The organism is Coleofasciculus sp. H7-2, from assembly GCF_042747725.1.
Classification (GTDB): Bacteria; Cyanobacteriota; Cyanobacteriia; order Cyanobacteriales; family FACHB-T130; genus FACHB-T130.
On the sequence record NZ_JBHZGO010000082.1, the window covers coordinates 125007 to 147159 of the forward strand.

15 protein-coding genes, 1 tRNA gene and 2 pseudogenes are annotated in these 22153 nt (G+C 47.0%); 10 read left to right on the forward strand and 8 right to left on the reverse strand.

Annotation, left to right across the window (positions count from 1 at the left end; translation table 11 throughout):
- The first annotated feature begins 67 nt into the window (after positions 1–67).
- Positions 68–1561 carry an ArnT family glycosyltransferase gene (locus ACFW2W_RS16000; RefSeq protein WP_378179968.1) on the forward strand — a complete coding sequence of 498 codons (1494 nt, stop codon included), beginning with the start codon at positions 68–70 and terminating at the stop codon, positions 1559–1561.
- A gap of 1515 nt (positions 1562–3076) precedes the next feature.
- Here the strand turns inward: ACFW2W_RS16000 and ACFW2W_RS16005 are convergent.
- From ACFW2W_RS16005 to ACFW2W_RS16015, 3 genes and pseudogenes are all read right to left on the reverse strand, one after another.
- Positions 3077–3616: pseudogene (locus tag ACFW2W_RS16005) on the reverse strand (glycosyltransferase family 39 protein); the annotation flags it as partial.
- Positions 3617–3847: 231 nt separating this feature from the next.
- On the reverse strand, positions 3848–5500 hold the full coding sequence (locus tag ACFW2W_RS16010; RefSeq protein WP_378179971.1) for an ABC1 kinase family protein: 1653 nt from the start codon (positions 5498–5500) through the stop codon (positions 3848–3850).
- A 135-nt stretch (positions 5501–5635) separates the two neighbouring features.
- On the reverse strand, positions 5636–6697 hold the full coding sequence (locus tag ACFW2W_RS16015; RefSeq protein WP_378179974.1) for a mannose-1-phosphate guanylyltransferase: 1062 nt from the start codon (positions 6695–6697) through the stop codon (positions 5636–5638).
- A 253-nt stretch (positions 6698–6950) separates the two neighbouring features.
- Between ACFW2W_RS16015 and ACFW2W_RS16020 the strand changes: the two genes are divergently transcribed.
- Together ACFW2W_RS16020 and ACFW2W_RS16025 are read left to right on the forward strand one after the other, a co-directional pair.
- Positions 6951–8393, forward strand: a complete 1443-nt coding sequence (locus ACFW2W_RS16020; RefSeq protein ID WP_378179976.1) for an LCP family protein — start codon at positions 6951–6953, stop codon at positions 8391–8393.
- Positions 8394–8485: 92 nt separating this feature from the next.
- Positions 8486–9016: a pentapeptide repeat-containing protein gene (locus ACFW2W_RS16025; protein ID WP_378179979.1), complete on the forward strand. Its 531-nt coding sequence runs from the start codon at positions 8486–8488 to the stop codon at positions 9014–9016.
- On the opposite strand, the gene ACFW2W_RS16030 is transcribed toward ACFW2W_RS16025, so the two are convergent.
- Complete coding sequence (locus ACFW2W_RS16030) at positions 9002–9739, reverse strand: GDSL-type esterase/lipase family protein (RefSeq protein WP_378179982.1); 738 nt, start codon at positions 9737–9739, stop codon at positions 9002–9004. The genes ACFW2W_RS16025 and ACFW2W_RS16030 overlap by 15 nt on opposite strands.
- 226 nt (positions 9740–9965) lie before the next feature.
- Between ACFW2W_RS16030 and ACFW2W_RS16035 the strand changes: the two genes are divergently transcribed.
- The 4 genes from ACFW2W_RS16035 (at position 9966) to ACFW2W_RS16050 (ending at position 11687) form a co-directional block, all read left to right on the forward strand.
- A complete protein-coding gene (locus tag ACFW2W_RS16035; RefSeq protein WP_378180013.1) occupies positions 9966–10193 on the forward strand; it encodes a DNA-directed RNA polymerase subunit omega in 228 nt (75 codons plus the stop codon).
- A 19-nt stretch (positions 10194–10212) separates the two neighbouring features.
- A complete protein-coding gene (locus tag ACFW2W_RS16040) occupies positions 10213–10842 on the forward strand; it encodes a hypothetical protein (RefSeq protein ID WP_378179984.1) in 630 nt (209 codons plus the stop codon).
- Between the two features lie 356 nt (positions 10843–11198).
- Positions 11199–11564 (forward strand): DUF1818 family protein, encoded by a 366-nt coding sequence (locus ACFW2W_RS16045; protein WP_378179987.1) that lies wholly within the window; start codon positions 11199–11201, stop codon positions 11562–11564.
- A 49-nt stretch (positions 11565–11613) separates the two neighbouring features.
- Positions 11614–11687, forward strand: a tRNA-Pro gene (locus ACFW2W_RS16050).
- Here the strand turns inward: ACFW2W_RS16050 and ACFW2W_RS16055 are convergent.
- Entirely contained in the window at positions 11688–11834 is a 147-nt protein-coding gene (locus ACFW2W_RS16055; protein ID WP_378179990.1) for a hypothetical protein, read from the reverse strand.
- A 192-nt stretch (positions 11835–12026) separates the two neighbouring features.
- Here ACFW2W_RS16055 and ACFW2W_RS16060 point away from each other — a divergent pair, with 192 nt between their 5' ends.
- Positions 12027–13703 carry a metallophosphoesterase gene (locus tag ACFW2W_RS16060; protein ID WP_378179992.1) on the forward strand — a complete coding sequence of 559 codons (1677 nt, stop codon included), beginning with the start codon at positions 12027–12029 and terminating at the stop codon, positions 13701–13703.
- A gap of 307 nt (positions 13704–14010) precedes the next feature.
- On the opposite strand, the gene ACFW2W_RS16065 is transcribed toward ACFW2W_RS16060, so the two are convergent.
- Together ACFW2W_RS16065 and ACFW2W_RS16070 are read right to left on the reverse strand one after the other, a co-directional pair.
- On the reverse strand, positions 14011–14553 hold the full coding sequence (locus ACFW2W_RS16065; protein ID WP_378179995.1) for a GAF domain-containing protein: 543 nt from the start codon (positions 14551–14553) through the stop codon (positions 14011–14013).
- Positions 14554–14686: 133 nt separating this feature from the next.
- On the reverse strand, positions 14687–18667 hold the full coding sequence (locus ACFW2W_RS16070; RefSeq protein WP_378179998.1) for a PAS domain S-box protein: 3981 nt from the start codon (positions 18665–18667) through the stop codon (positions 14687–14689).
- A gap of 692 nt (positions 18668–19359) precedes the next feature.
- Here ACFW2W_RS16070 and ACFW2W_RS16075 point away from each other — a divergent pair.
- Positions 19360–19671, forward strand: coding sequence for a hypothetical protein (locus ACFW2W_RS16075; protein ID WP_378180001.1), 312 nt, complete (start codon positions 19360–19362; stop codon positions 19669–19671).
- 441 nt (positions 19672–20112) lie between these two features.
- Positions 20113–21840 carry a succinate dehydrogenase/fumarate reductase flavoprotein subunit gene (locus ACFW2W_RS16080; RefSeq protein WP_378180004.1) on the forward strand — a complete coding sequence of 576 codons (1728 nt, stop codon included), beginning with the start codon at positions 20113–20115 and terminating at the stop codon, positions 21838–21840.
- A gap of 137 nt (positions 21841–21977) precedes the next feature.
- Here ACFW2W_RS16080 and ACFW2W_RS16085 read toward each other — a convergent pair.
- Positions 21978–22153, reverse strand: a pseudogene (locus tag ACFW2W_RS16085) (RNA-guided endonuclease TnpB family protein); the annotation flags it as partial.

A 22153-nucleotide genomic window follows, 5' to 3' on the forward strand; every position in this document is an offset into this window, starting at 1 on the left:
AACAGACTTATTATTACATATTTAGAAATATCCCCCATTTAGCTAAAAGTTTAAGCGGCACGGCAAGATGAAAAAGCTAAAAAATGCTTTACCTTTTATTTATTTAATACTTGTCACTATATGGTTAAGATTAATTAATTTAGGTTATTCAGATTACCAAGGAGATGAAATAAGGGCATTATACCGACCCCAAGCGGGACAAGAAATTTCTAATTTTTTGCTGAATCAAAGAAAAGGGCCTGTTCAATTTTTGGTTACTTATATTATTAAATTATTTAATTTTGCTTATGATAATGAATTTTTTGTAAGATTGCCTTTTGCTTTAGCAGGAATAGGCGCTGTCTATTTCTTCTATAAGTTTGTAAAACTAGAACTTGGAAAAAGAATTGCGCTTTATTCGGCGCTGTTCATGGCTCTAAACGGTCTATTCGTCGCCTTTGCCAGGATTGTTCAATACCAATCATTCGTTATTTTATTTTCGATTTTAACGTTATATTTTTTATCCTTATCTACCAAAAACAAAACATGGAAAATTTCCGGTCTTTATCTAGGAGCAACTTTTTGGGGAATTTCTATTCTTACACATTTCGATGGAATCTTTATAGCACCATTTGTTCTTTATCTTCTGTATAGGTGGTATAAGGATACTAATTTTCCTTTGATAAAATCTATAAAAATGAAGCATTTGGCTTTTTCTTTAGCTATATTCTTAGCCATTTTGGCTGTATTTTATGTTCCTTTTTTCTTCTCGATATCGGAATCTACAAAAGAATATTGGTCAAACAGAATAAGTAGCAGAACCGGCAGTTCAATCAGTACCTTCAAACTCTATAATCCAATCTTTGTTATCTACCTGTATGCCATATTAGCTTTTTTATCTTTATCTAGATTCAAAGAAAAATTACCACTGCTGGCATGGTTTTTGTTTCCCTTCTTTGCTATGGAAGTCTTAATAAGCCAACCGGGAACCCATATTTATACTTATATAATACCTCTTTGTATTTTAATTTCCTATGGTTTGGAAAATTTGGATGTTTTAATAGAAAAGAATCAAACTAAATTAAAATTTATTAATAACTGGTATTTAAAATTAATCATTTTTTTATTACTGTTTTCCTTATCTCATGTAGTATTTGTAGATAACACAAGAGAGTATGCTTGGGAAGACAAGAGATTTTTGATGCTGGAATTGCCCAAAAAACACAATCAGAGTTCATTTGGATTTCCCTATTATCGGCATTGGGAAGAAATTGGTACGTATTTTCAAACATTAGAGGAAAACGGATATTACCTGACAAATGAGAAAAAAAGTATTGCCAGCTATTATGTACCTGCAAATTTAAAAAATATGGAATTAGAAGCAGATGCAGCTCAATTGTCGGGTTACACTTATCTAATTTATATTAAAAAACCGCAAAGTCGAAACGAAAGAATGTTAGAGAAAGAACCCAGCTTTTGGGAAAGTAAGCATGAACCTGTCAAAACTTATTTAAATAATGGAAGAGTAGTCGCCAAGATTTACCGATTATCAGCGAGTGAATTGGAAAAAATTAGAAACTAAGGTCACAAAACCGAGCTTAACTCCATTGCCCAAAATCTAAGTGAAATTACAATTTTATAACTAGGTTAACCTGACCACTTCAACTTCACCAATCACTGCTTGGGTTCCTTGGGAATTGCCAGATTCATTGCGTACTGGCAATGCTTGTCCGTTGCTGGACGAGTACCAACTTACTTCAAGACGGTAGCGATTGGCTGGTGTACCGGGTGCAACTGTAAGCTTATGAACATCGCGTAAGAATGTACCTGAAGTGACCTTATCTGTTGCAAAATAGCCATCCACCGGACGTGCATCCGAACGGTTTTGAAGGTTTCCTTGAGCGTCGCGCAGACCGATGCCAATCGTGAAATCTGGCGGGAGTGGTGCTAAAAATTTCCAGTAGAATGTGACTAAAAGCTCCTCACCGGACGAGAGTTTAGATTGATTCAGTTCATAACCGAGCAATTGCACTTGCTCACCAAAAGACAGTTTGAGAGGAACCTGGATGCGTTCTAAATCCTCAGATAAAGGCACTGGGCCAGGATAAATTCGCGCATAATCAATATCGTGTAGCCGCACGGTGTGCAAAGGTTGCTGCGCGGCAAAGTAAGCGAGCATCTTTGGCTCTGGCAACTGACGCTGGAATTGGTTGTAGTACAACACTATGCGATTAGCCTTTGTCCAGGGTTGTTCGGGTTCGACGTACTTGTGGATTGATATCGTTTGACCTTGGAAATAGGCGGCAAAAGCCGACCCAGACCAACTGGCTGCTACGATTTGTTTAGCATTGGGTGACTGATTCAACCATTTAGCCGCTAAGTCGAGACCCTCGCCTTGACCGATCATAAATATATGTTTGGCAGCACGCGAACCCCCCAGCAAAGGGTTGTAATAGCTCAGGTAGTAAGGGTAGTAGGGGATAAGGACGATAAGCTGCAACAGGAAAAGCGCAGTAGCTGTGGTTACGCCTCGGTGGATTCGCCATTTACCGATGTGATGCTTCCCGAAGCGACGCCGCAGTGCCTCCGCGCCGCGTCCGACCCAAACTACCATTTCTAGCCAGCCAACCGCAGATAGCAGTGCTAGTACTGGCAAGAAAAGATTAATGTAACGGTCAATCTTACTGTCGCTGGCTGAGAGGATAAGCAGCACGCACAAGGGTACTAAAGCGAGTGCCGTTAGTTCCGGGATTTTCTTGTGGTGACGCCGCAGCTTGGGGATTAGCAATATTGTTAAAAATGCCAGCAACCCCACTTGCAGCACGGGTGAGAGACGATACGCTAGCACCAGCGGATAAAAAAGTAGTCCTGGCGAATCAGTTATTTGCCCTAAAAAGAAAAGTAAGCCTCTGCTAGACTCTTGTAACAGACCTTTATAAATCTGAGCCACAACATAAGAGGGTGACACCCACATTGCAGGCCAAATCAGAACGATTGTCCCTAAAAGGCTCAATCCCCACCATCTGAGATCCGCCAACTGCTGCTTCCAACCCCTGGGAGGAAAGCTAGTTCGCCAGATTCCCAACTCAATCACCACGATCCAGAGGGCAACAGCTGGCAAGATAAATAGAGCCGTCACTTTTGTAGCTGTCGCCAGTCCCATAAATACCCCAGAGGCGACAAGCAAGTGGCGATGATAGCGCCGCAAGTAAAGTAAAAATAGTAGCAATGCCAAAATACTAAAATCAGCCATTAGCGCGTCAGTCGTGAGGTAGCGCTGATAAGCTAAAAAGAAGGGTTCTAGTAGCAGTAGGCTAAGAGAGCATAGCGCCACGGATTGCCCCAACAGCCGCTTCGTGAGGATATAAAAACCCACCATACACCCTGAAGCGATCGCTGCCTGTAGCAAGCGTGGCAGCACGTAGAAGATGATGGGATGAACTTGGTTTAAGCAGGCATTCAGGTCTAGTGGCTGATTCAGACCTAGCAAACCTGGGAACTGCTGGTTCAACAGACAATTCACTAACATACTGCTGCCAATCACCCACATATTGGTGACGCCTGGATGATGACGGCGATAGGTGCCGGTTAAATCTCCCTCCAGTAAGTTCTGTATAAAGCTGCTACCGCGAGTCATCCACAACTGTTCATCGGAATTGATGGGAACGGTAATTGCACAGACACGTAGCGCCAGCGACACCAGGAAGATGCCGAATAAAAGGGGGGAGCATTTTATTTTGGTCAACACATTCCTTGAGCCGAACAAAAATCTTTCTCTCTAGGAAGTGTAGCAGCCTTCTACAGCAATCTTATTTGAATTGTGAACAGGAACATATTAAAAAAGTTTATTTTCCGTACAATAGTTCCATCACTTCAAACGTCCAGAACGTAGGATACTAACAATTAACCACAACCCTAAGAAACTAGCAGCAGCAAATAGACCATTGCTTAACAAAGATAGCCCACCGCCGGTTTGAGCGTTGCTGGAGATAATTGCCGCCCCGATAATCAGCGAACCCACTACAACACTGAAGGAAAGGCGGTTAGCAGAATTCTCCAAACTGCGACGGAATGGAATGATGTCTGGCATCTTTATATTCCACTTCAAAGTTTCAGTAGTGATTCTTTCGAGCAGCAACTCCACTTGGCGGGGAGATTCCAAAGACAAACTTTTGATATCTAAAGCTGTTCTCAGCAAAGCTTGCACCGGGTCATCTCCGAATAGTTGACGCCGGAATAAATCGGTCATCAATGGCTTAATTTCCTCGATGAGATTCAACTCTGGGTCAAATAAATGCCCTGTGCCCTCCAAATTCGCTAGAGTTTTTGAATATAAACCCATGTTGCTAGGCAACCGGATTTTATTGTCGCGGGCGATTTGCAACACTTCATAAAAAACTTGACTCAAATTGATTTGCGCCAGACTCAGGTTGTAATATTTTCGCAACAGCTTGTCAAAGTCAGTTTCTAACTTCGCCAAATTTGCCGGGTGAGCCGATTCAGCTAATTGCAAAGTCAACTGACTACAGCGACGGGCATCAATATTGGCGATCGCTAACAGCATCTCTGTTAAAATCTGCTGAGTGCGGGGGTCTAGTCGCCCAATCATCCCAAAGTCAAGCAGCGCTACGCGACCATCTCTCAGATAAAAAATATTGCCCGGATGCGGGTCAGCATGAAAGAAGCCGTCAATATACAACTGCTGAAAGAAAACGCGACACAGTAGCCGAGTGATGTCTCGCCGCTGGTCGCTGGGGCTTTTACCGTCGTTGATTTGCTCGAAATTCGCCTCTAACAGCGGCACCCCATCTAGCCACTCCAGCACCAATAGCTTTTGGGTGGTTAACTGCCAAATAATTTCCGGAATTACCACCTGCTTCGGGTCAAACCAGCGACTGGTAGATAAATTGCGGCGCAGCTGGTTGGTGAAGTTGGCTTCTTGGATAAAATCAAGCTCAGCCAGCAAAGCATTAGAAAATTCGTCAGCTAAAGCGACAATATCAATATCTGGCCCAATATCGGTGCGAGCAACTAAATCTGCTAAACCTTTAATGATGGAAATATCTTGAGAGATAATCGCATCAATTCCAGGTCGCTGCACCTTCAGAGCCACTTCCCGCCCATCTGCTAAAGTAGCTCGATGAGTCTGAGCAATTGAACCAGCGGCAACTGCCACCGGGTTGATGGTGCTGAAAACTTCCTCCATTGGACGGTCTAATTGCTTCCGAATCACCACTTCCACCTCTGACCAGGGTACCGGCGGCACCTCAGATTGAAGCGTTGACAGTTTTTCAATGTAGTCCGCCGAGAGTAAGTCAGGGCGAGTCGAGAGCAGTTGTCCCAGCTTGACATAGACCGGCCCCAAATCCACTAAGATGTTGCGGAGGACGGCGGGGGTCGGCAGTCTCGGTTCATCAGCTTTGCCGCCAGTCAAGAGCCGTCTCATGTAGTCCCAACCGTTGCGGAAGACGACTTCAAGGATTTCTCTCTGGCGAGAAGTGGTTTGGGTTAAGGAAAACACGGGTTTTGCGAATGAAATTATGGAGTTATGGAAGTATGGCTAATGGCTCTTGAACAATTAGCAATTCGCCATTAGCAATCATCCTTATTATTAATACTTCATACTTCCAACTTCTGCCTTCCCTTGGAGGGTAGATTACAGCAACTTTTCTAGATTGGGGTCAGCCCGTAGCAACTCAAGAACCTTTTTGATTTCTTGGGTGCGGTCTTTTTTGACAATCAGGGTAACATTGCGATCGCGCACAATCACCACATCCTCCATCCCAATCGTCACAATTACCTCATCCTCACCCTCGGCGTAGAGAATCGCCCCTTGCGTATCCATTCCCACATGAGTCGCCAGTTCCACGTTGGGCTTATCCCCTTTCAGCAATCGTTCGATGGCGTTCCAATCTCCCAAATCATCCCAACCGAAAGACACTGGCAGCACATAAGCTAGCTGCGTCTTCTCCATCAGCGCATAGTCAATACTCTTCTTCGGCATCTGAGAATAAGCTTCGACACCTTTTTCTTCGAGAAGATTCATCATTTCCGGCGCGTAAGTGCGAAGTTCATCTAGCACTACCCCAGCTTGGAAAATGAACATTCCGCTGTTCCAGCTGAATCGACCCGTTGCCAGAAACTCCTCCGCCGTCGGGCGGTCGGGTTTTTCCGTGAATCGGCTGACGCGGTAGGCGGGAAATTCCCCAAACTTGCCAATTTCTTCCCCTTGCTCAATGTAACCATAGCCCGTAGATGGATAATTCGGCTTAATCCCCAACGTCACAATCGACGGCTGAGTTGCTGCCAAACCTGCACCGGCTTCCAGAGTTTGTTGAAAAGCCTTCTCGTCAGCAATCCAGTGGTCCGCAGGGAAAAAGCCCACAACAGCCTTTTCTCCATACCGCTTGGCAATTTCCAGCGTTGTCCAAGCGACGGCTGGGGCAGTATCGCGCCCCTCTGGTTCAACGAGCAAATTTTCTACTGATAGCTGGGGCAGTTGTTCTTTCACCCCATCTGCCAGCACAGCCGAAGTCACGACCCATAGCTTCTCCCAGCCTCCAGCCAGAGACAACAATCGGTCAGCAGTCGCTTGCAGCAAACTCTTGCCGCTGCCATCCAAACTTAAAAACTGCTTGGGTCGGTGCTTGCGGCTGAGGGGCCAGAAGCGTTCCCCTTTACCACCGGCGAGAATTACAGGTATTAGCGATTGATTCATTTTTGGCTTTAGCCGATTCTTTTTGGCTCTATGTTAACCTTGCGTTGATGTGTCAGCCTAGCAACCTTTGTGCCCACTCCCGATCAAACGCCTCGTGCAACTTCTCCTCACTTTTTGTACAAACAAGCTGAAGGCACCGCTGCGATGCAATGTCATTTCCTTTGGGAGATGGAGAACCTGAAGTTATAATCCACCTTGGAAATAAGTCTCCAGAAAGATACAGATAGGCTGAGGTTGTGGTGGTGAGGTAAACGTGGAAGAAGGTATCAAACAGTCTCAAACCAGTCCAGACCACGAAACGTCTAAGGGTTCTGGCAATCAGCAGGCATATCCCCCTACAGATGCCGTTGATGACGATCCCGATCCCTCACCCCAATCGCAGACAGGCGATGTGGCAAATGAGGTTTCGCCCCAAAAAAATAGCTTGGGGCGGCGCTTGTTATGGATCGCTGCCTTTATCATCACAGCAACAGTTTCTGCCACAGTAGGAGCAACTTTAGCACTGATTACCCCTTTGTCGCCGATCGTTGCCTCCCATACTCCAGGGCAAAAGACCGCGACTGATGGATGGGGTAGGGGCTTTCAGTACCGTCTGGCGCGACCCGTCAATGTCCTGGTCATGGGGATTGACCGCCTCCACAACTCACCGGACAACTCACCGGATAATTTCACCGGCAACAGCGATACGATGCTGCTGTTGCGGTTAGACCCAATCGACCATTCTGTGAAAATGCTTTCCATTCCACGAGATACGCGAGTGGAAATTCCGGGCGTTGGTTTTAATAAGATCAACCAGGCGAATGTCAATGGGGGCGCAGCCTTATCCGCACGGGTTGTCAGCCGCACCTTAAACAACGTGCAGATCGATCGATACGTGCGAGTCACCACCGATGCCTTTCGGGAGTTAGTGGATTTGGTGGGCGGAATTGAGGTATTTGTTCCTCGCCCCATGTCCTATGTAGACGAAACCCAAAAACTCAAAATCGATCTTTCCCCAGGCTGGCAAACTCTCAATGGCGACCAAGCAGAACAATTTGCGCGGTTCCGGAATGACCAAAACGGCGATATTGGTCGGGTTCAGCGACAGCAAGCCCTTCTCAAGTCGTTGCGGCAGCGTCTGACGAACCCAGCCGTATTGCCTCGTTTGCCTCAACTAATCCGGGTGATGTGGAAGTACGTTGACACTAACCTCAGCTTGGAAGAAACGCTAGCACTGGCAAATTTTGGCATCAACTTGGAGCAAGATGATTTCAAAATGGTGTTGTTGCCCGGTCGATTCAGCGACCCCAAGGAGTACATTGCCAGCTATTGGATTTTGGATTCAGCGGGGAGAGATCGAATTATGCGCCAATATTTTGGACAAGAAACGACTCTGGCATCTGTAGAATCAAGCCGTTCTCTTAGCACTCTGAGAATTGCGATCCAAAATGCCACCGAGCAGCCTAATATCGGTTATCGCGTTTCTGAATATCTGGCGGCTAAGGGATTTACGAATGTTTATGTTGTGAATGATTGGCCCGACCGCGAACGCCAAACTCAAATTATTGTGCAGCAAGGGGACTTAACAAAAGCAGCGGCTTTGAAAAGAGTGTTGGGCGTCGGTCATATTGAAGCAGCTTCTACGGGTGATTTGGAATCTGATATCACCCTGCGAGTGGGTGAAGACTGGCTCAATACAATTAAAAATGTAAAATGAATTGAAGAACCGTCTTATTTTTATCTTTGATTATAGGCTAAGCTTGAGAACCTCAAAAAGAACAAATTCCTGTTTAATTTTTCATTAATTCTATGCAACCTTTAACTTTAAAAGCAATTAAAAACTTTGTGGGGCGTGTGCTTAGCGCTATCTTGCTGTTAGCTTTAGCATGGCTGTGGGTGATGTTGAGTGCTACTCCCGCTTTTGCTCAGGCAGGGGCAATTAATTACACCAATATTAATTTGGAAAATCGGGATTTCTCGAATGCTGATTTAGTCGGTGGTGTATTTGTGGCGGCTGAAATGCGAGGAACAAACTTCCAGGGAGCTGACCTTACTAATGCGATTCTGACTAAGGGAGTTTTATTAAAAGCAAATCTGGAAGGGGCAAACCTGACTGGGGCTTTGGTAGACCGAGTTACGTTGGACGAGGCTAATTTAACGAACGCCATTTTAAAGGAAGCGACGTTGACGCGGACTCGCTTCTACGACACCACCATTACTGGCGCTGATTTTACGGATGCGCTGATTGACCGCTACGAAGTGGCTCAGCTCTGTCAGCGAGCAGAGGGTGTGAACCCAGTGACGGGTGTTTCTACGCGGGACAGCTTAGGCTGTCGCTAAGCTGTCGTTCGCCAATTGTTGCATTGGCTCCCAGTTGAGGACATCTTGGAGTAATGCCTGATAGCCTGCGACATTGGGGTGGAGTCCGTCTTCGGTAAGATGCGATCGCCACCAATCTTCACCCCGATTCGTCCACAGCTCGAAAATATCCAGATAAGGAATCTGTCGCGCCTGACACGCTAGCCGCGTTGCTTCTTTATAGCGATATTGATCGGCGTGATTGTAGTAAAAACAGTCGAGAAATGGCATTTTCGCCTCATCCACCGGCACCATCCCCACAAAGAGTACCGGACAGAATCTTTGCGTTAGCGTTGCGGTAGCGCTCTGAGTACATCGCTCCAGCAACAAAGCCATTTCTGTTTTGAAAACTTCAAAGTCGGTAAAATTCCGCCCCGTCGGTCGAGCCAGCCGAGCCGAATCATTGACTCCGACTGATAGAATAATCGCATTGGGTACGCGATTTCTCAGTTCACCCCGATGGCGAAACTCCTGCTCTAACCGCTGTTGCACTTGGCTAATGCCGTCACCCCGGACACCCAAGTTGTAGAGAACGTGTCCCGGACTATCTGGCAGCATCCAGCGACGCCGCAGCCGCTCTACCCATCCGCCACCTTCCGGATCGCCGAATCCATAAACAATACTGTCTCCCAGTGCCACAAGCTTCAGCGGATGGCGATCGCTTTCAGGGAACGGCTTAATCGTAGGAGCAACAAGTGTTTGCATGGACTGTAATCTCGAATTTATTTTCAGAATGATATACATTGATAAGAATCTACATAATATTAAGCGATTCTTTGTCTATAAAGAAATTCTTCGGTGAATCTTTGTGCGGTGCTAACAGCCACAAAAACTGGGGACTCCTGCTAGACTGAAGGGTGCAAGCTGACAGTAGGGTCGCGCGACTGTGCGCCTCTACTCACGAACAACAATTAACAACTAATACAACGTGATACAAAAGCGTTACAAGTTTGATACAACCGAAGTTTTAATCCGGGCTGAAGAGCTGGTGAGTGCCGCTTCCAATCGCTACCGGATTACAGTTCAAGTGGCGAATCGTGCTAAGCGCCGTCGCTATGAAGACTTTGACAATGTTGACGATCCGATGATGAAGCCAGTGCTGCGGGCGATTCTGGAAATGTCCGATGAGCTAACACAACCGGAAATTATTGGCGATTAGATAAAAGACAAGAGGCAAGATGAAGCGACAACCCAGAAAATTTCCCAGGCGAATGCTGCGTTTTGCCGTTGCTTTTCTAACGGCGCTATTCTTATTCCCTTGGGGAAGCATCTTTCATCCTTCATCCTCGATTTTTCATTTTTCCGAACCGCCTGCCATTGCCCAGATGTACGGAACACAGGATGTCTGGCGGCAAGTTTATCAACGCCTACCGGATTTGCCACTAGAAAATCAATACATCAGTAAGGAAACCGGCAAGCAGGCATCTGAAAATACCCTCGTGGGGCGGATTATCCGGTATCACGTGTATGTAAAATCACGTCCGCCCAATTATCGGCTGGACTGGAAACTGACTTTGGCGGACTATCTGGGCGCAAACGAACTGATACAGGAGTCGCTATATCCAGGTTATGATACGTTGCAGAAAAATCCCATGCAGAGCGATCGCGCTGTCATAGAACGCCTGAATCGAGTGCAACGAGACGCCTTAGTTCAAGTCTTAGTTAGCCTGTTCACTCCCAATTCTCAGCAGCAGGCACCAGTACCTTCTCCCAGCGCTTCACCTCAGCCACAGGCAGCACCCAAACCCAGCGGCGGGGTAGCACTGCCCCAACCGGGAGATGCTCAGAAATTAAAAATTAAAAATTAAAAATTAAAGAAAAAATTTTTAATTACTAGGGCTTACACCAGGAAATACCAAATAAGTAGGCGGATACGATTAAATTGAAGATGTTCGTAGGTTGGGTTGACGTAGGAAACCCAACATCTGCATGGGTTACGCGATCGCTAACCACTACTACAAATAATTAATCTCACCACCTACTTATGAAGTACGGGTTTGGGGCATTCAAACTTCATTTTTTGACGATTTTTTAGCGATCGCTATATATCTGAAGTTAATCTCCAAAAGCCTGAAACGACCGAATTTAATTAATACACATGATGGTAAATTTGTACAGTGCGTAAGTCCTAGATTCTGCTAATTTTTAATTTTTAATTACTTTCATGGAACGTCTCATCAAAAGTGGAGTTGGCTGGCGCATCGGCTGGAACCCTAACACGGCTGAATATAAAGGGTTAGTCGGTGGGGATGATTGGGCGATGGAGCTGACGGAGGCGGAGTTAAATGACTTTTGTCGCTTGCTGGCGCAATTGGCAGAAAGTATGAGACAGATTGCGGCTGAGTTGATGGATGAGGAGAAAATCGCCTGCGAAGCCGAAAGCGACTTACTTTGGATGGAAGTAGAGGGCTATCCCCACGCTTACAGCCTTCGCTTCATTCTCCACACAGGACGGCGGGGCGAGGGTAGCTGGACTCCTGCCGCCGTGCCTGAGTTGTTGCAAGCGACTCAAATGTTAAAGGTTTTCTGATTGCATCTTGACAGCTTTAAGAAAGCTGATATACAATATAAGACTGTGCCGGGGTGTAGCGCAGGTTGGTAGCGCGCAGCTTTGGGGTAGCTGAGGTCGTGGGTTCGAATCCCGCCACTCCGATTAGTCCGGCAGAATCAGTAAGTTTAAAGAGGCGAGAATCCCTACGGGGATCAAATCGCTCATCGTTGTCATAGACGGTAATGGCTTAGGGTGTAGATAGCCTGTATCGCTATTATTGTTGCGGAGCGATCGCTTATGCTCAGGCATCTAATACCCATTCACTTTTTTAAAGCAACACATTCCATCCTCCCTTGCCCGCCTTATCAAGGGGGATGGAAGGGATCTGGGGCAATTTATTGGCGCAACGGTATAACCAGCCGCTCTCTGCTGACAGCAGCTATTTTTCTGGTTCTGACATCGCTTACCCTAATAATTGTCCTATTTACCAAGCAGCCAGTTATGACATCCCAACCCCAGCTGCTGAGCGATCCCTTTCTACAACTGCCGACCGAAACGAGCGTGCGAGTCGTGTGGTTTACTGAGTTTGCTGGTGAGCATACTGTCGCCTACGGTCAGAATCTCGCTCGCAGTGTCGTCGCCACCACCACCAAACTCAGCCGCACTCGTGAAGATAGTCAATCGCGGGTAGGAAGTCAGACTCAAGACGGTCAGATTTACCAGCAGCCAACCAATCGAGACATCTGGCGGCACGAAGCAGAGGTAGCTGGGTTAACTCCTGCTACGCGAGTTTCTTATCGCGTCACCAGCCTGCGGGAAGATGGTACGAGCGTTAGCAGTGAGGTATTCACTCTCGCCCCCACACCCACACAGGGGACATCACTGAAAATTTTGCTCACTTCCGACCACCAGCTCAAGCCGATGACATCTGCCAATCTTCAGAAGGTCGTTGAGATCGGGCAAGTAGACGCTATCTTCTTTGTCGGTGACTTAGTAAACATTCCCGACCGTGCCTCCGAGTGGTTTGATGATAATCGGGGGGGTGCCTTCTTTCCTTGTCTCCAAGGTCGCAGCAACTACGAACTTGAACACAACGGTGTCAAAACCGTTTATCGGGGCGGACAGATGATTCAACACGCCCCAATGTTCGCGGCGATTGGCAATCATGAGGTGATGGGGCGCTTCTCAATGGAGAGCAGCTTAAACGACCAGTTCGATGATTCCTATCCTCTTTGGGCTGCCCAGGAAATCTATGCAAAAAAGGCAGAACAACTAAACCGTTTTGCTAACGGGTCTTTACAACAGTTAAAAGACAATTCTTTCAATACCGATACTTACGAAGAAATTTTTACTTTACCTGAAAGCAAGGAAGGTGGAAAAAAATATTACGCTGTAACATTTGGTGATGTGCGGTTGGTGGTACTTTACGCGACCAATGCGTGGCGTTACTGGGGGCTGGATGAGAAGACAAAGGGAAGATACCGCGAACGAGAAAAACACTTAAATAGCCCGGAAAAGTGGGGATATGGGCAGCACATCTTTGAGCCAATTGCCAAGGGTAGCGAACAATACACCTGGCTAGAAAAAGAACTGAACAGCCCGGAGTTTAAGCAAGCAAAGTATAAAGTCGTGATGTTTCATCACCCGCCACATTCACTAGGCGATAACATTGTCCCTCCTTATACCGATCCGGTGCAGATGATCGACCGAGATGCGGATGGTAATATTAATTCGGTGCGTTACAAGTACCCTAGAGAAGCCGATTACATTATCAGAGATGTGGAGCCACTGCTAGAGGCTGCTAATGTGCAGTTAGTATTTTATGGGCACTCGCACCTGTGGAATCGCTTTGTCAGTTCTAGCGGGATGCACTTTTTAGAAACCTCGAATGTAGGCAATTCCTACGGTGCGGCGCTGGGCGAAAAGAAGCGCCCTGTACCAGAAGAGTATCAAGAGAATGATGTCGTAACGGGCGATCCGAATGGGTTGGAGGCAGTGGTACCGACAATTGCGCCGCTGATGGGTGAAGATGGGAAGCCATTGTCGTATGTGGCGAGTAATGAGATTACGGTATTTAGTATCTTCAATACCGGAACGGGTACGGTGAGCAGTTACCGTTTTGATACGCGAAAACCGGACTCAGAGGTGGTAAAGTTTGATGAATTTAAGCTGAAATAGAGGGAATTTACCTGCCAATTTATTGAGTACGCAATGAGCGCGATCGCCCAAGGATTCTAAAAAGTTGTGATTTTACCATTTTGCAAGCAAAAATTTCATAAAATCAGGTAGGCAAAAGCACATTTTACACATTAGTTATTTTTATGGCAATCCGATTTGAGTTGTGAGTAAAAACGCCCGACTTTAGTCGTCGGGCGTTGTTTATGGAGCATCGAGGCAACAGAGCCTGTGGGCGTATATTTGCTGTCATCGGGATGCTCCCGTCGGGGATGGGAGCCTTCACGAATCATTGAAGAGATAGCACAACTTAACTATCTCGAATTGAAGGAGCCGTTGCCAAAGTTTCTGCTGCTTTTTGCATCGCTTCAATATCCGAAGATGTCCAGGTACGAGCATCCTGACAATTATGAGTAACTAGCAATCCCCACAACCGAACGGAATTGAGAATTGGCACAACTAAATTAGCGCGTACCTTAATACTACGGAGGAAATCGCGGTGGCAAGGGTGAATGGGTTCTAATTCAATATCTGCGATCGCTCGTACCCTTCCTGCTTGGTACAGGGCTGCATATTCATCATTAAAACAATCATCAGCACCTGTTTCGCCGAAGATCGAGTATTCTCTAGACCTCAAAGACTCAAACGTAACCTGCCCTTTCCACTGGCGATAAAAGTAATATAAAACTACGCGATCGACTTGAAGCAAGTCTCTTAGCTCGTCGGTCGTTTTTTGAACTAAAGCATCTCGCTCGATACTATTGGCAAGGCGGTTAGCAAATTCTCGCAAACCCGGATCGCTATTCTGTATAGCAGGACTAGAGTCAGAATCTCTGTTGAAGTTACTTTGCACGGGAAGACAAGTTCGACTGAGTTATGACAATTTAATATAACATCAACTCTAAAAGCTAAGAGATTGATTCAAAAAGCGATCGCTCTTGGGTTTTTCGGGTCGTGCGATCTCTTATACAGCAGAAATTTACAGTTTATACTTCTTGATTCACCAGTAATTGACTTTTTTGTTGCTGAATCGGAATCTCAATTAACAACTCTGCGCCCTGTCCTGGTGCTGAAATACACTTCAGTTGACCCTTATGCTTATCTACAATTTGGTAGCTAATTGACATCCCCAAACCTGTCCCCGAACCGACAGGTTTAGTCGTAAAGAACGGATCGAATAACCGACTGCTTACTTCCTCCGTCATTCCTGGGCCATTGTCAGCAATCTGAATCCTGACTTGATTGGGTTTCACAGTAGAAGTCCGAATCCAAATCGTCGGAAATTCTTTGGGGTTCATAGTTGATGCTTCATTGCCGTCAACTGCGAACCGCGAAGCCTGAACTGCTTCGAGGGCATCAATTGCATTGGTCAAAATATTCATAAATACCTGGTTGATCTGTCCTGCATAGCATTCAACTTGGGGTAGATTGCCGTATTCTTTGACAAGCTGAATACCGGAACGATCCGGTTTGGCTTTCAGACGGTTTTGCAGGATCAGCAGCGTGCTATCGATGCCTTCATGAATATCGACAGTTTTCATCTCTGCCTCATCGAGACGAGAGAAGTTTCGTAAACTCAAGACTATTTCGCGGATGCGGTCAGCTCCTACCTTCATGGAAGATAGTATTTTAGGCAAGTCTTCAAGTAGGAAAACCAGGTCGATTTCTTCCGTCTGAGCTTGAATGGCGGCGGGTGGCTGGGGATAGTGTTCCTGGTAGAGATGAAGTAGGTTCAGCAGACTGAGCGTGTATGCAGTGGCGTAGGAGAGATTGCCGTAGATGAAGTTAACGGGGTTGTTAATTTCGTGGGCAACCCCCGCAACCAACTGCCCTAAAGAGGACATTTTTTCACTTTGAATCAGTTGAGCTTGGGCTTGCTTAAGTTCGCGCAAAGCGTGTTCAAGCTCAGCGGCTTTAGTTTGGGCAGTGCTAGCGGCATCGAGCTGCTGATTGTAAAGTTCAGCTTGGTTAATGGCGATCGCTAGCTGGTTGACAACCGCTGAGAGTAATTCCACCTCGCTGTCCGTCCAAGATTGCACTTGGCTGCGGCGATGACAAGCCAAGGCACCCAGTTCGCCACTCGGCGTCTGTATTGGCAGCGCCAGCGCCGACTGAGTGCCTGCAACGAGTAACGTTTGCTGAATCACCAGATCGTCCGTACTTTGCACTTCATCCATGCGGAACATTTCCAAATTCAGCATTTTTTCCTCAAACTTCGGAAAAAATCCCGCCGGATAGAAGCCAAGCCAACTCGCTTCGGTGGAAGTTCTCGCTTCCTTGACGATCTCCCAGCCGGGGGATAAGGGATCGGGGCGATACCAAGCGAAGGTGCATAACTCAATCCCCATCCGGCTTTGGATCGCCCCGACGGCAGTTTCCAGAATCGTATCCAGATCGAGGGTGTTCCGGATCTGGTTGGCTAGACGGTTGAGCAGTTCTTCTTGTTGGGCAAGTTGTCTAAATCGAGTTTCCGATAGTTGCAGAGCGACTTCAGCCTGCTTGCGTTCGGTGATGTCGGTGGAAATGCCGCAAATTGCATAAGGCATACCATTCTCGTCGTAAAGCGGAAACTTCATCGAAATGTAGGTGTGTAAGCTGTCGTCTTGAGGAATCACTTCCTCACTTTCTAAAGGAATCCCTGCCGCAAGTACCTTTTGATCGTTAGCTTGCATTGCCTCAGCGATTTTATAAGGCAAGAAATCGTAGTCTGTCTTCCCTTTGAGTGCCTCTGCATCCACGTTGAGCAAATTGGCACACTTGCGGTTCATCAAAATATTTCGACCTTGAATATCCTTGACGTAGATAGCGGCTGGGGAGTAATCCAGAATGGCTTGAAGCCGCTGTTCGCTCTCCCGCAGTGCGACTTCAGCTTGTTTGGCACTCGTGATGTTCCTGGCGGTGCCCGTGGTGCCGAGGATGTTTCCGGCGTCGTCCTTAGATGCGATCGCGTTGAAGCTCATCTGGATCGGCGTTCCATCTTTACGCAGATGCACCGTCTCGTATTGGAAATACGGCTCACCCTCCAGCAGGCGCAGATGTATCTGCCAGTTCTTCTCCACTTGTTCCGGTGGCTGGAAATCGCTGAACAAACGCCCCATCATTTCTTCGGGGTTGTACCCATGCATTTCTTTGACAGCAGAGTTCACAAATGTAAATCGCCCCTCTCTATCCACCGACCAAATCAAATCCTGAGAAGTCTCGACTAAATGGCGGTATCTTTTCTCACTCGCCTTCAGCGCCGCCTCTGTCTCTGCCCGGTAGGCGATCTCGCTTTGCAATTGCCCAATGGCAGCCCTTAATTCGCGGGTACGCTCCTCAACGCGGATTTCCAGCTCTTCTTTGGCTTTCTTGAGCGCTTCCTCTGCCTGTTTGCGCTGGGTAATTTCCCGTGCTACGCCAATTAAACCGATGACGTTCCCTTTGGGGTCGCGGTAGACGCTTTTTGTGGAAAGAACCGTCCGCGTAATCCCTCTGGTGAGTATCGTTTCCTCGACAATTTGAGTCACGCCCGTCGTCATGATTTGGCGGTCAGTCTCCATGACTGGATGTGCCAAGTCTGGTGGTAGTAACTCCGTGTCATCCTTGCCGATAATTTTCCCTTCCGGTCTGCCAAAGACAGTAGCACCTGCCGAGTTGATCATCAAATAGCGACCCTGAATATCCTTTACATAGATAGCATCGGGGGTGCCTTCAATCACTGTACACACGAGGCTGTAGCTGAATTCCAGTTCTTCTTTGGCTTTTTTCGTAGTTTCCTCCGTTCGCTTGCGCTGGGTGATGTCCGTGTGCGATCCCGCCATCCGAATCGCTTTACCATTGCCATCTCGCAGCGCTGCTCCCCGCGCTAAAATCCACCGATAGGAGCCATCTTTGTGCTGCAAGCGATGCTCTAATTCGTAATCAGAAGCTTGGCTATTTAAATAAGCTTGGACGGTAGCGATCGCGCGATCGCGCTCATTGGGATGCAGTCGTTTTTCCCACTCTTCAATCTGATTGGACAACTCATGCTCCTCATAGCCAAGCATACTCTTCCAACGAGGCGAAAAATATATCTCATTGGTTGCTAAATCCCAATCCCACAACCCATCTTTAGAACCTTGAACTGCTAAATCAAACCGTTCTCGGCTCTTACGCAACTCTTCTTCAGCAGCTTTGCGATCGGTGATATCTTCAAAAGTGCCAAGGATGCCTACTACGTTTCCTTCAGCATCATGAAGTGGAACCTTGTTAGTGTCCAGCCATGATTGTTTACCATCCGCCTTGAGAGCAGATTCGAGGATGTGATACTCAGGTGTATCCGTTTGCATAATCCTTGTGTCGCAGGCGCGGAAGAATTCGGTTTCCTCCTGCTTCCAGGGCAAGTCATAGTCTGTTTTGCCAACAATCTCCTCTGGATTATCAAAGCCAGATACTTGTGCAAAGTTACGATTGCAACCTAGGTAGACAAAATTTCTATCTTTCCAAAAGATAAATTGTGGGATGTTGTCCATGACTAGCTGAAGCATTTGTGGCGATTTCCTTAAATGCTCCTCAACGTGCCTGCGCTCAATAATTTCCGTTTCCAGGTGACGGTTAGCTATCTCCAATTGCGCTGGGCTAGGCAACGCTAGGGCTTTGGGAATTAGTGGCACTAAGCTAGCTGCTGTATAGACTGATATTCCAGCAGTTAGAGCTTTCATAAAACCAGCTACCCAATAAATCGGATGCCAAAGCGTCCACACTTCTATTAAATGAGTTGTGCCACAGGAAATAATAAAGGTTCCAAATAATAGAAATATCCCTGCGTAGGGTAAATCTTGTCGCTTTTGGACGAAGTAGAAGAGCGTTATGGGAATAGAGTAATAAGCAAGAGCGATTAGCACATCCGATGTGATATGCAGCCCTACCAACTCTGGCTTCCACAAGTAACAATGTCCGTGTGGAATAAAAGAGTCTGAACCCAAAAAAATCTGCAAAAGTTGCAGCATAATGCTCCTACTACGTGTTCCTACTTCCTGCCAAGGATGGGAAATTTATACAGTATAAAAAAACACAATTTAAATTCAGGCTCATTTTCTCAATCAGGGAATCTGAGAAGCCAAAATCCTACCTAGGGGATTATGTCTAGTAATTAAATTTTGTAATCCCAGCCTAGAACTACCACAACTGTAATTCTTCTAGAAAACACACTCTTATTCGCATAGCGATTTCCGTGATATTACCTACTCCACTTGAAAAAGATTTTAATATTAAACTATTGATAGATGTTGTTACTTGATGGTTGTGTTAAGTGAGGTTTCTGGCGTCAGGTTAGAAAATCTATAAATTAAATGGGAGTTCATTTGTCAAGAGAGCGATCGCTGAAAATCATCCAGAAAATCATCTACAAAATGCTCAATCGGAGTAGCTGCGGCGCTAACACACTCAAAACTGGGCTTTCTTGCTATAAAAAGAAGAATCACCTTCCGATAATCGTTCTGGGAATGCTGCGAAGGAAGGATAATGATTTTTAATTCGAGAGCGATCGCTATGGCTGGAATGCAGTGAGTAGCAACCGTTCGGCACCCTGGGGTAGATTGTAAAGCTATATTGCAACTCTTGTAAAAAGATTTAGAAATCTGCCAAGCCCGTGTCAGAACCTTAACCTAGAACTTTAAAGGAATGTTGCAAGGGAAACGTCATGGATAAAATGCAAAAGTATCGCTTCGTCTGTACTCTCTCCTTTGGCGATATCTATGGGCAAATCATTGTTTGGCTGATTGTCATATTCATTAGTCTGGCATCTGCACTAGCGCTGTGGAGTACCACTCGTCAACTTTACGCCCTAATGACTGTTGGACTCATCCTAGTGCTGTCTCTGCCCTTCTTGCTCTTTGCCTTCGTGACCACGTTGTTTAACCACATTGAGGTTTCTGCTATGGATATCGGGGACACCACTGAGACCGTCGGTGGCAGTTTACCCAACCAAAAACCTGCCCAAGTGACCAGTTGAAGAGTCATAAGTCCTTGGTCGGTCAGTTGCAAGAAGAAATGGCTAAGTGTTCAACGGACAAGTAAGGTTCCACAGCCGTGCTAGCCTACTGGCGTGGCACACTTAAAATAGTGCATCTGCTAGTAGGTTGGGTTGAGGTACGAAACCCAACACTCTCTAGAGAGAGAAATTTGGGTTTCCCTCCGTTCAACCCAAGCTACAAGCAGATGCACTTGCATTCTTCTGTGTCACGCCACTAACAACTGACAACTAACAAATTCAGGACTTACGCAAAGCTTATACATATAGCGTTTTTTCGGGTTCAATCCCCCTGGGAAAAGCCCTCAGATGTGGTGATGTGGCGTAAGTCCTGAAATTTATGAAGAACTTCCCCGCTTTGTGGTGGGGAAGTTTTTAATTGCGTCAGCATGAATATAAGAATTCCAAAGATCGGATCTAAAGATGCTTGAACACGATGTCGTCATTGTGGGAGGTGGATTAGCGGGGTGTCGCGCCGCCTTAGAGATTGCCCGCACCGACCCCAGCTTGGATGTGGCGCTAGTTGCCAAAACTCACCCGATTCGTTCCCATTCTGTCGCTGCTCAGGGGGGTATGGCGGCAACGCTGAAGAATGTAGACGCCGAAGACAGTTGGAAAGCCCACGCTTTTGACACCGTAAAGGGATCTGACTACCTGGCGGATCAGGATGCGGTGGAAATCCTCACCCGCGAGGCTCCAGACGTGGTAATCGACCTGGAACACATGGGAGTGTTGTTTTCCCGATTACCGGATGGTCGCATTGCCCAGAGGGCTTTTGGGGGACATTCTCATCGGCGCACTTGCTATGCAGCGGATAAGACGGGTCACGCCATTCTGCACGAACTGGTGAATAATCTCAGGCGTCACGGCGTCCGCATTTACGATGAGTGGTACGTGATGCAGCTGATTCTGGAAGACGCCCAGGCGAAGGGTGTGGTGATGTACCAGATTCTGGATGGGCGAATTGAGGTTGTGCGGGCGAAGGCGGTGATGTTCGCCACGGGTGGCTATGGGAGGGTATTCAATACCACCTCGAATGACTACGCCTCGACGGGGGATGGGTTGGCGATGTCTGCCCTCGCCGGGGTGCCGCTGGAAGATATGGAGTTTGTGCAGTTTCACCCGACGGGGTTGTATCCGGTGGGGGTGCTGATTTCGGAAGCAGTGCGGGGTGAAGGCGCGTATTTGATCAACGCCCAGGGCGATCGCTTTATGGCGACTTATGCCCCCAGTCGTATGGAACTCGCTCCCCGCGATATTACTTCACGAGCGATCGCGCGAGAAATTCGCGCTGGAAGGGGCGTTCATCCCGATGGCAGCGCCGGTGGCCCTTTTGTCTATCTCGACTTGCGCCACATGGGGCGAGAAAAAATTATGAGTCGGGTTCCCTTTGCCTGGGAAGAAGCTCACCGATTACTCAGCATCGACGCCGTAGATCAACCGATGCCCGTGCGCCCTACGGTTCACTATTCAATGGGCGGTATCCCTGTCAATACCAGCGGTCAGGTGCAAAGTGGCTCGGATGGTTTAATTGACGCTTTCTTTGCCGCTGGAGAAGCTGCTTGTGTCTCGGTTCACGGGGCAAATCGGCTGGGCAGTAATTCCCTGCTGGAGTGTATCGTTTATGGCAGAAGAACTGGGGCAGCGATCGCGCAATTTGTCCAAAACCGCAAGTTGCCAGAACTGGATGAGCAACCCTATCTCTTGGAAGCTTACTGCAAAATCCAAGCGCAACTAGAGCAATCGGGACAATACCGGATTAACCAAGTGCGTCAAGCCTTCCAAGACTGCATGACTGAGTATTGCGGCGTCTTCCGCAGCGAGGAATTGATGCGCGAAGGTTTGAGCAAGTTGCAACAAATTCAGCAGCAATCTCAGGATATCTACTTAGATGACAAGGGTAAACTCTGGAACACTGAAGTCATTGAGGCGCTGGAACTCCGCAGTTTGATTATTGTCGGACAAATGATTCTGACATCGGCGCTCAACCGTCAAGAAAGTCGAGGCGCTCATTACCGCGAAGATTATCCCCAGCGAGACGATGACAATTTCCTCAAGCACACGATGGCTTACTATTCTCCAGCCGGGATAGATTTGCGCGATCGCCCGGTGACGATTACCATGTTTGAGCCAAAGGAACGGAAGTATTGAGCGATTGGTAGGAAAGTTGGCAAGTTTAAATTGTCAACCTGCCGACTTTCAACCTGCCCACTTGGTGCTGGCTGCGAATGGCGGATATATTGCGATCGCCTGCCATAACACTTCCCAAACAAATTTATGTGAACTACCTACACTGACCTTGCGGTACAGTGTAGGCTTCCCAATTCATTGGGGATTGCCTCTATCTTCATGGATTTTTTACGTCCTGAAGACTTTGGTCTTACATCCCCTCCAAGGGCAGAAGAGCTAGTTCCTAACTCCAAAAGTCGCAATCCTTCATTTCTAATATTTATTGCAGCATTAA

Coding starts and splice junctions, on each gene's coding strand:
- ACFW2W_RS16060 (WP_378179992.1), top strand. CDS start 12,027: ATGACATCCCAACCCCAGCTGCTGAGCGATCCCTTTCTACAACTGCCG.
- ACFW2W_RS16070 (WP_378179998.1), bottom strand. CDS start 18,667: ATGCTGCAACTTTTGCAGATTTTTTTGGGTTCAGACTCTTTTATTCCA.
- ACFW2W_RS16045 (WP_378179987.1), top strand. CDS start 11,199: ATGGAACGTCTCATCAAAAGTGGAGTTGGCTGGCGCATCGGCTGGAAC.
- ACFW2W_RS16040 (WP_378179984.1), top strand. CDS start 10,213: ATGAAGCGACAACCCAGAAAATTTCCCAGGCGAATGCTGCGTTTTGCC.
- ACFW2W_RS16015 (WP_378179974.1), bottom strand. CDS start 6,697: ATGAATCAATCGCTAATACCTGTAATTCTCGCCGGTGGTAAAGGGGAA.
- ACFW2W_RS16000 (WP_378179968.1), top strand. CDS start 68: ATGAAAAAGCTAAAAAATGCTTTACCTTTTATTTATTTAATACTTGTC.
- ACFW2W_RS16055 (WP_378179990.1), bottom strand. CDS start 11,834: ATGCCTGAGCATAAGCGATCGCTCCGCAACAATAATAGCGATACAGGC.
- ACFW2W_RS16080 (WP_378180004.1), top strand. CDS start 20,113: ATGCTTGAACACGATGTCGTCATTGTGGGAGGTGGATTAGCGGGGTGT.
- ACFW2W_RS16025 (WP_378179979.1), top strand. CDS start 8,486: ATGCAACCTTTAACTTTAAAAGCAATTAAAAACTTTGTGGGGCGTGTG.
- ACFW2W_RS16030 (WP_378179982.1), bottom strand. CDS start 9,739: ATGCAAACACTTGTTGCTCCTACGATTAAGCCGTTCCCTGAAAGCGAT.
- ACFW2W_RS16075 (WP_378180001.1), top strand. CDS start 19,360: ATGGATAAAATGCAAAAGTATCGCTTCGTCTGTACTCTCTCCTTTGGC.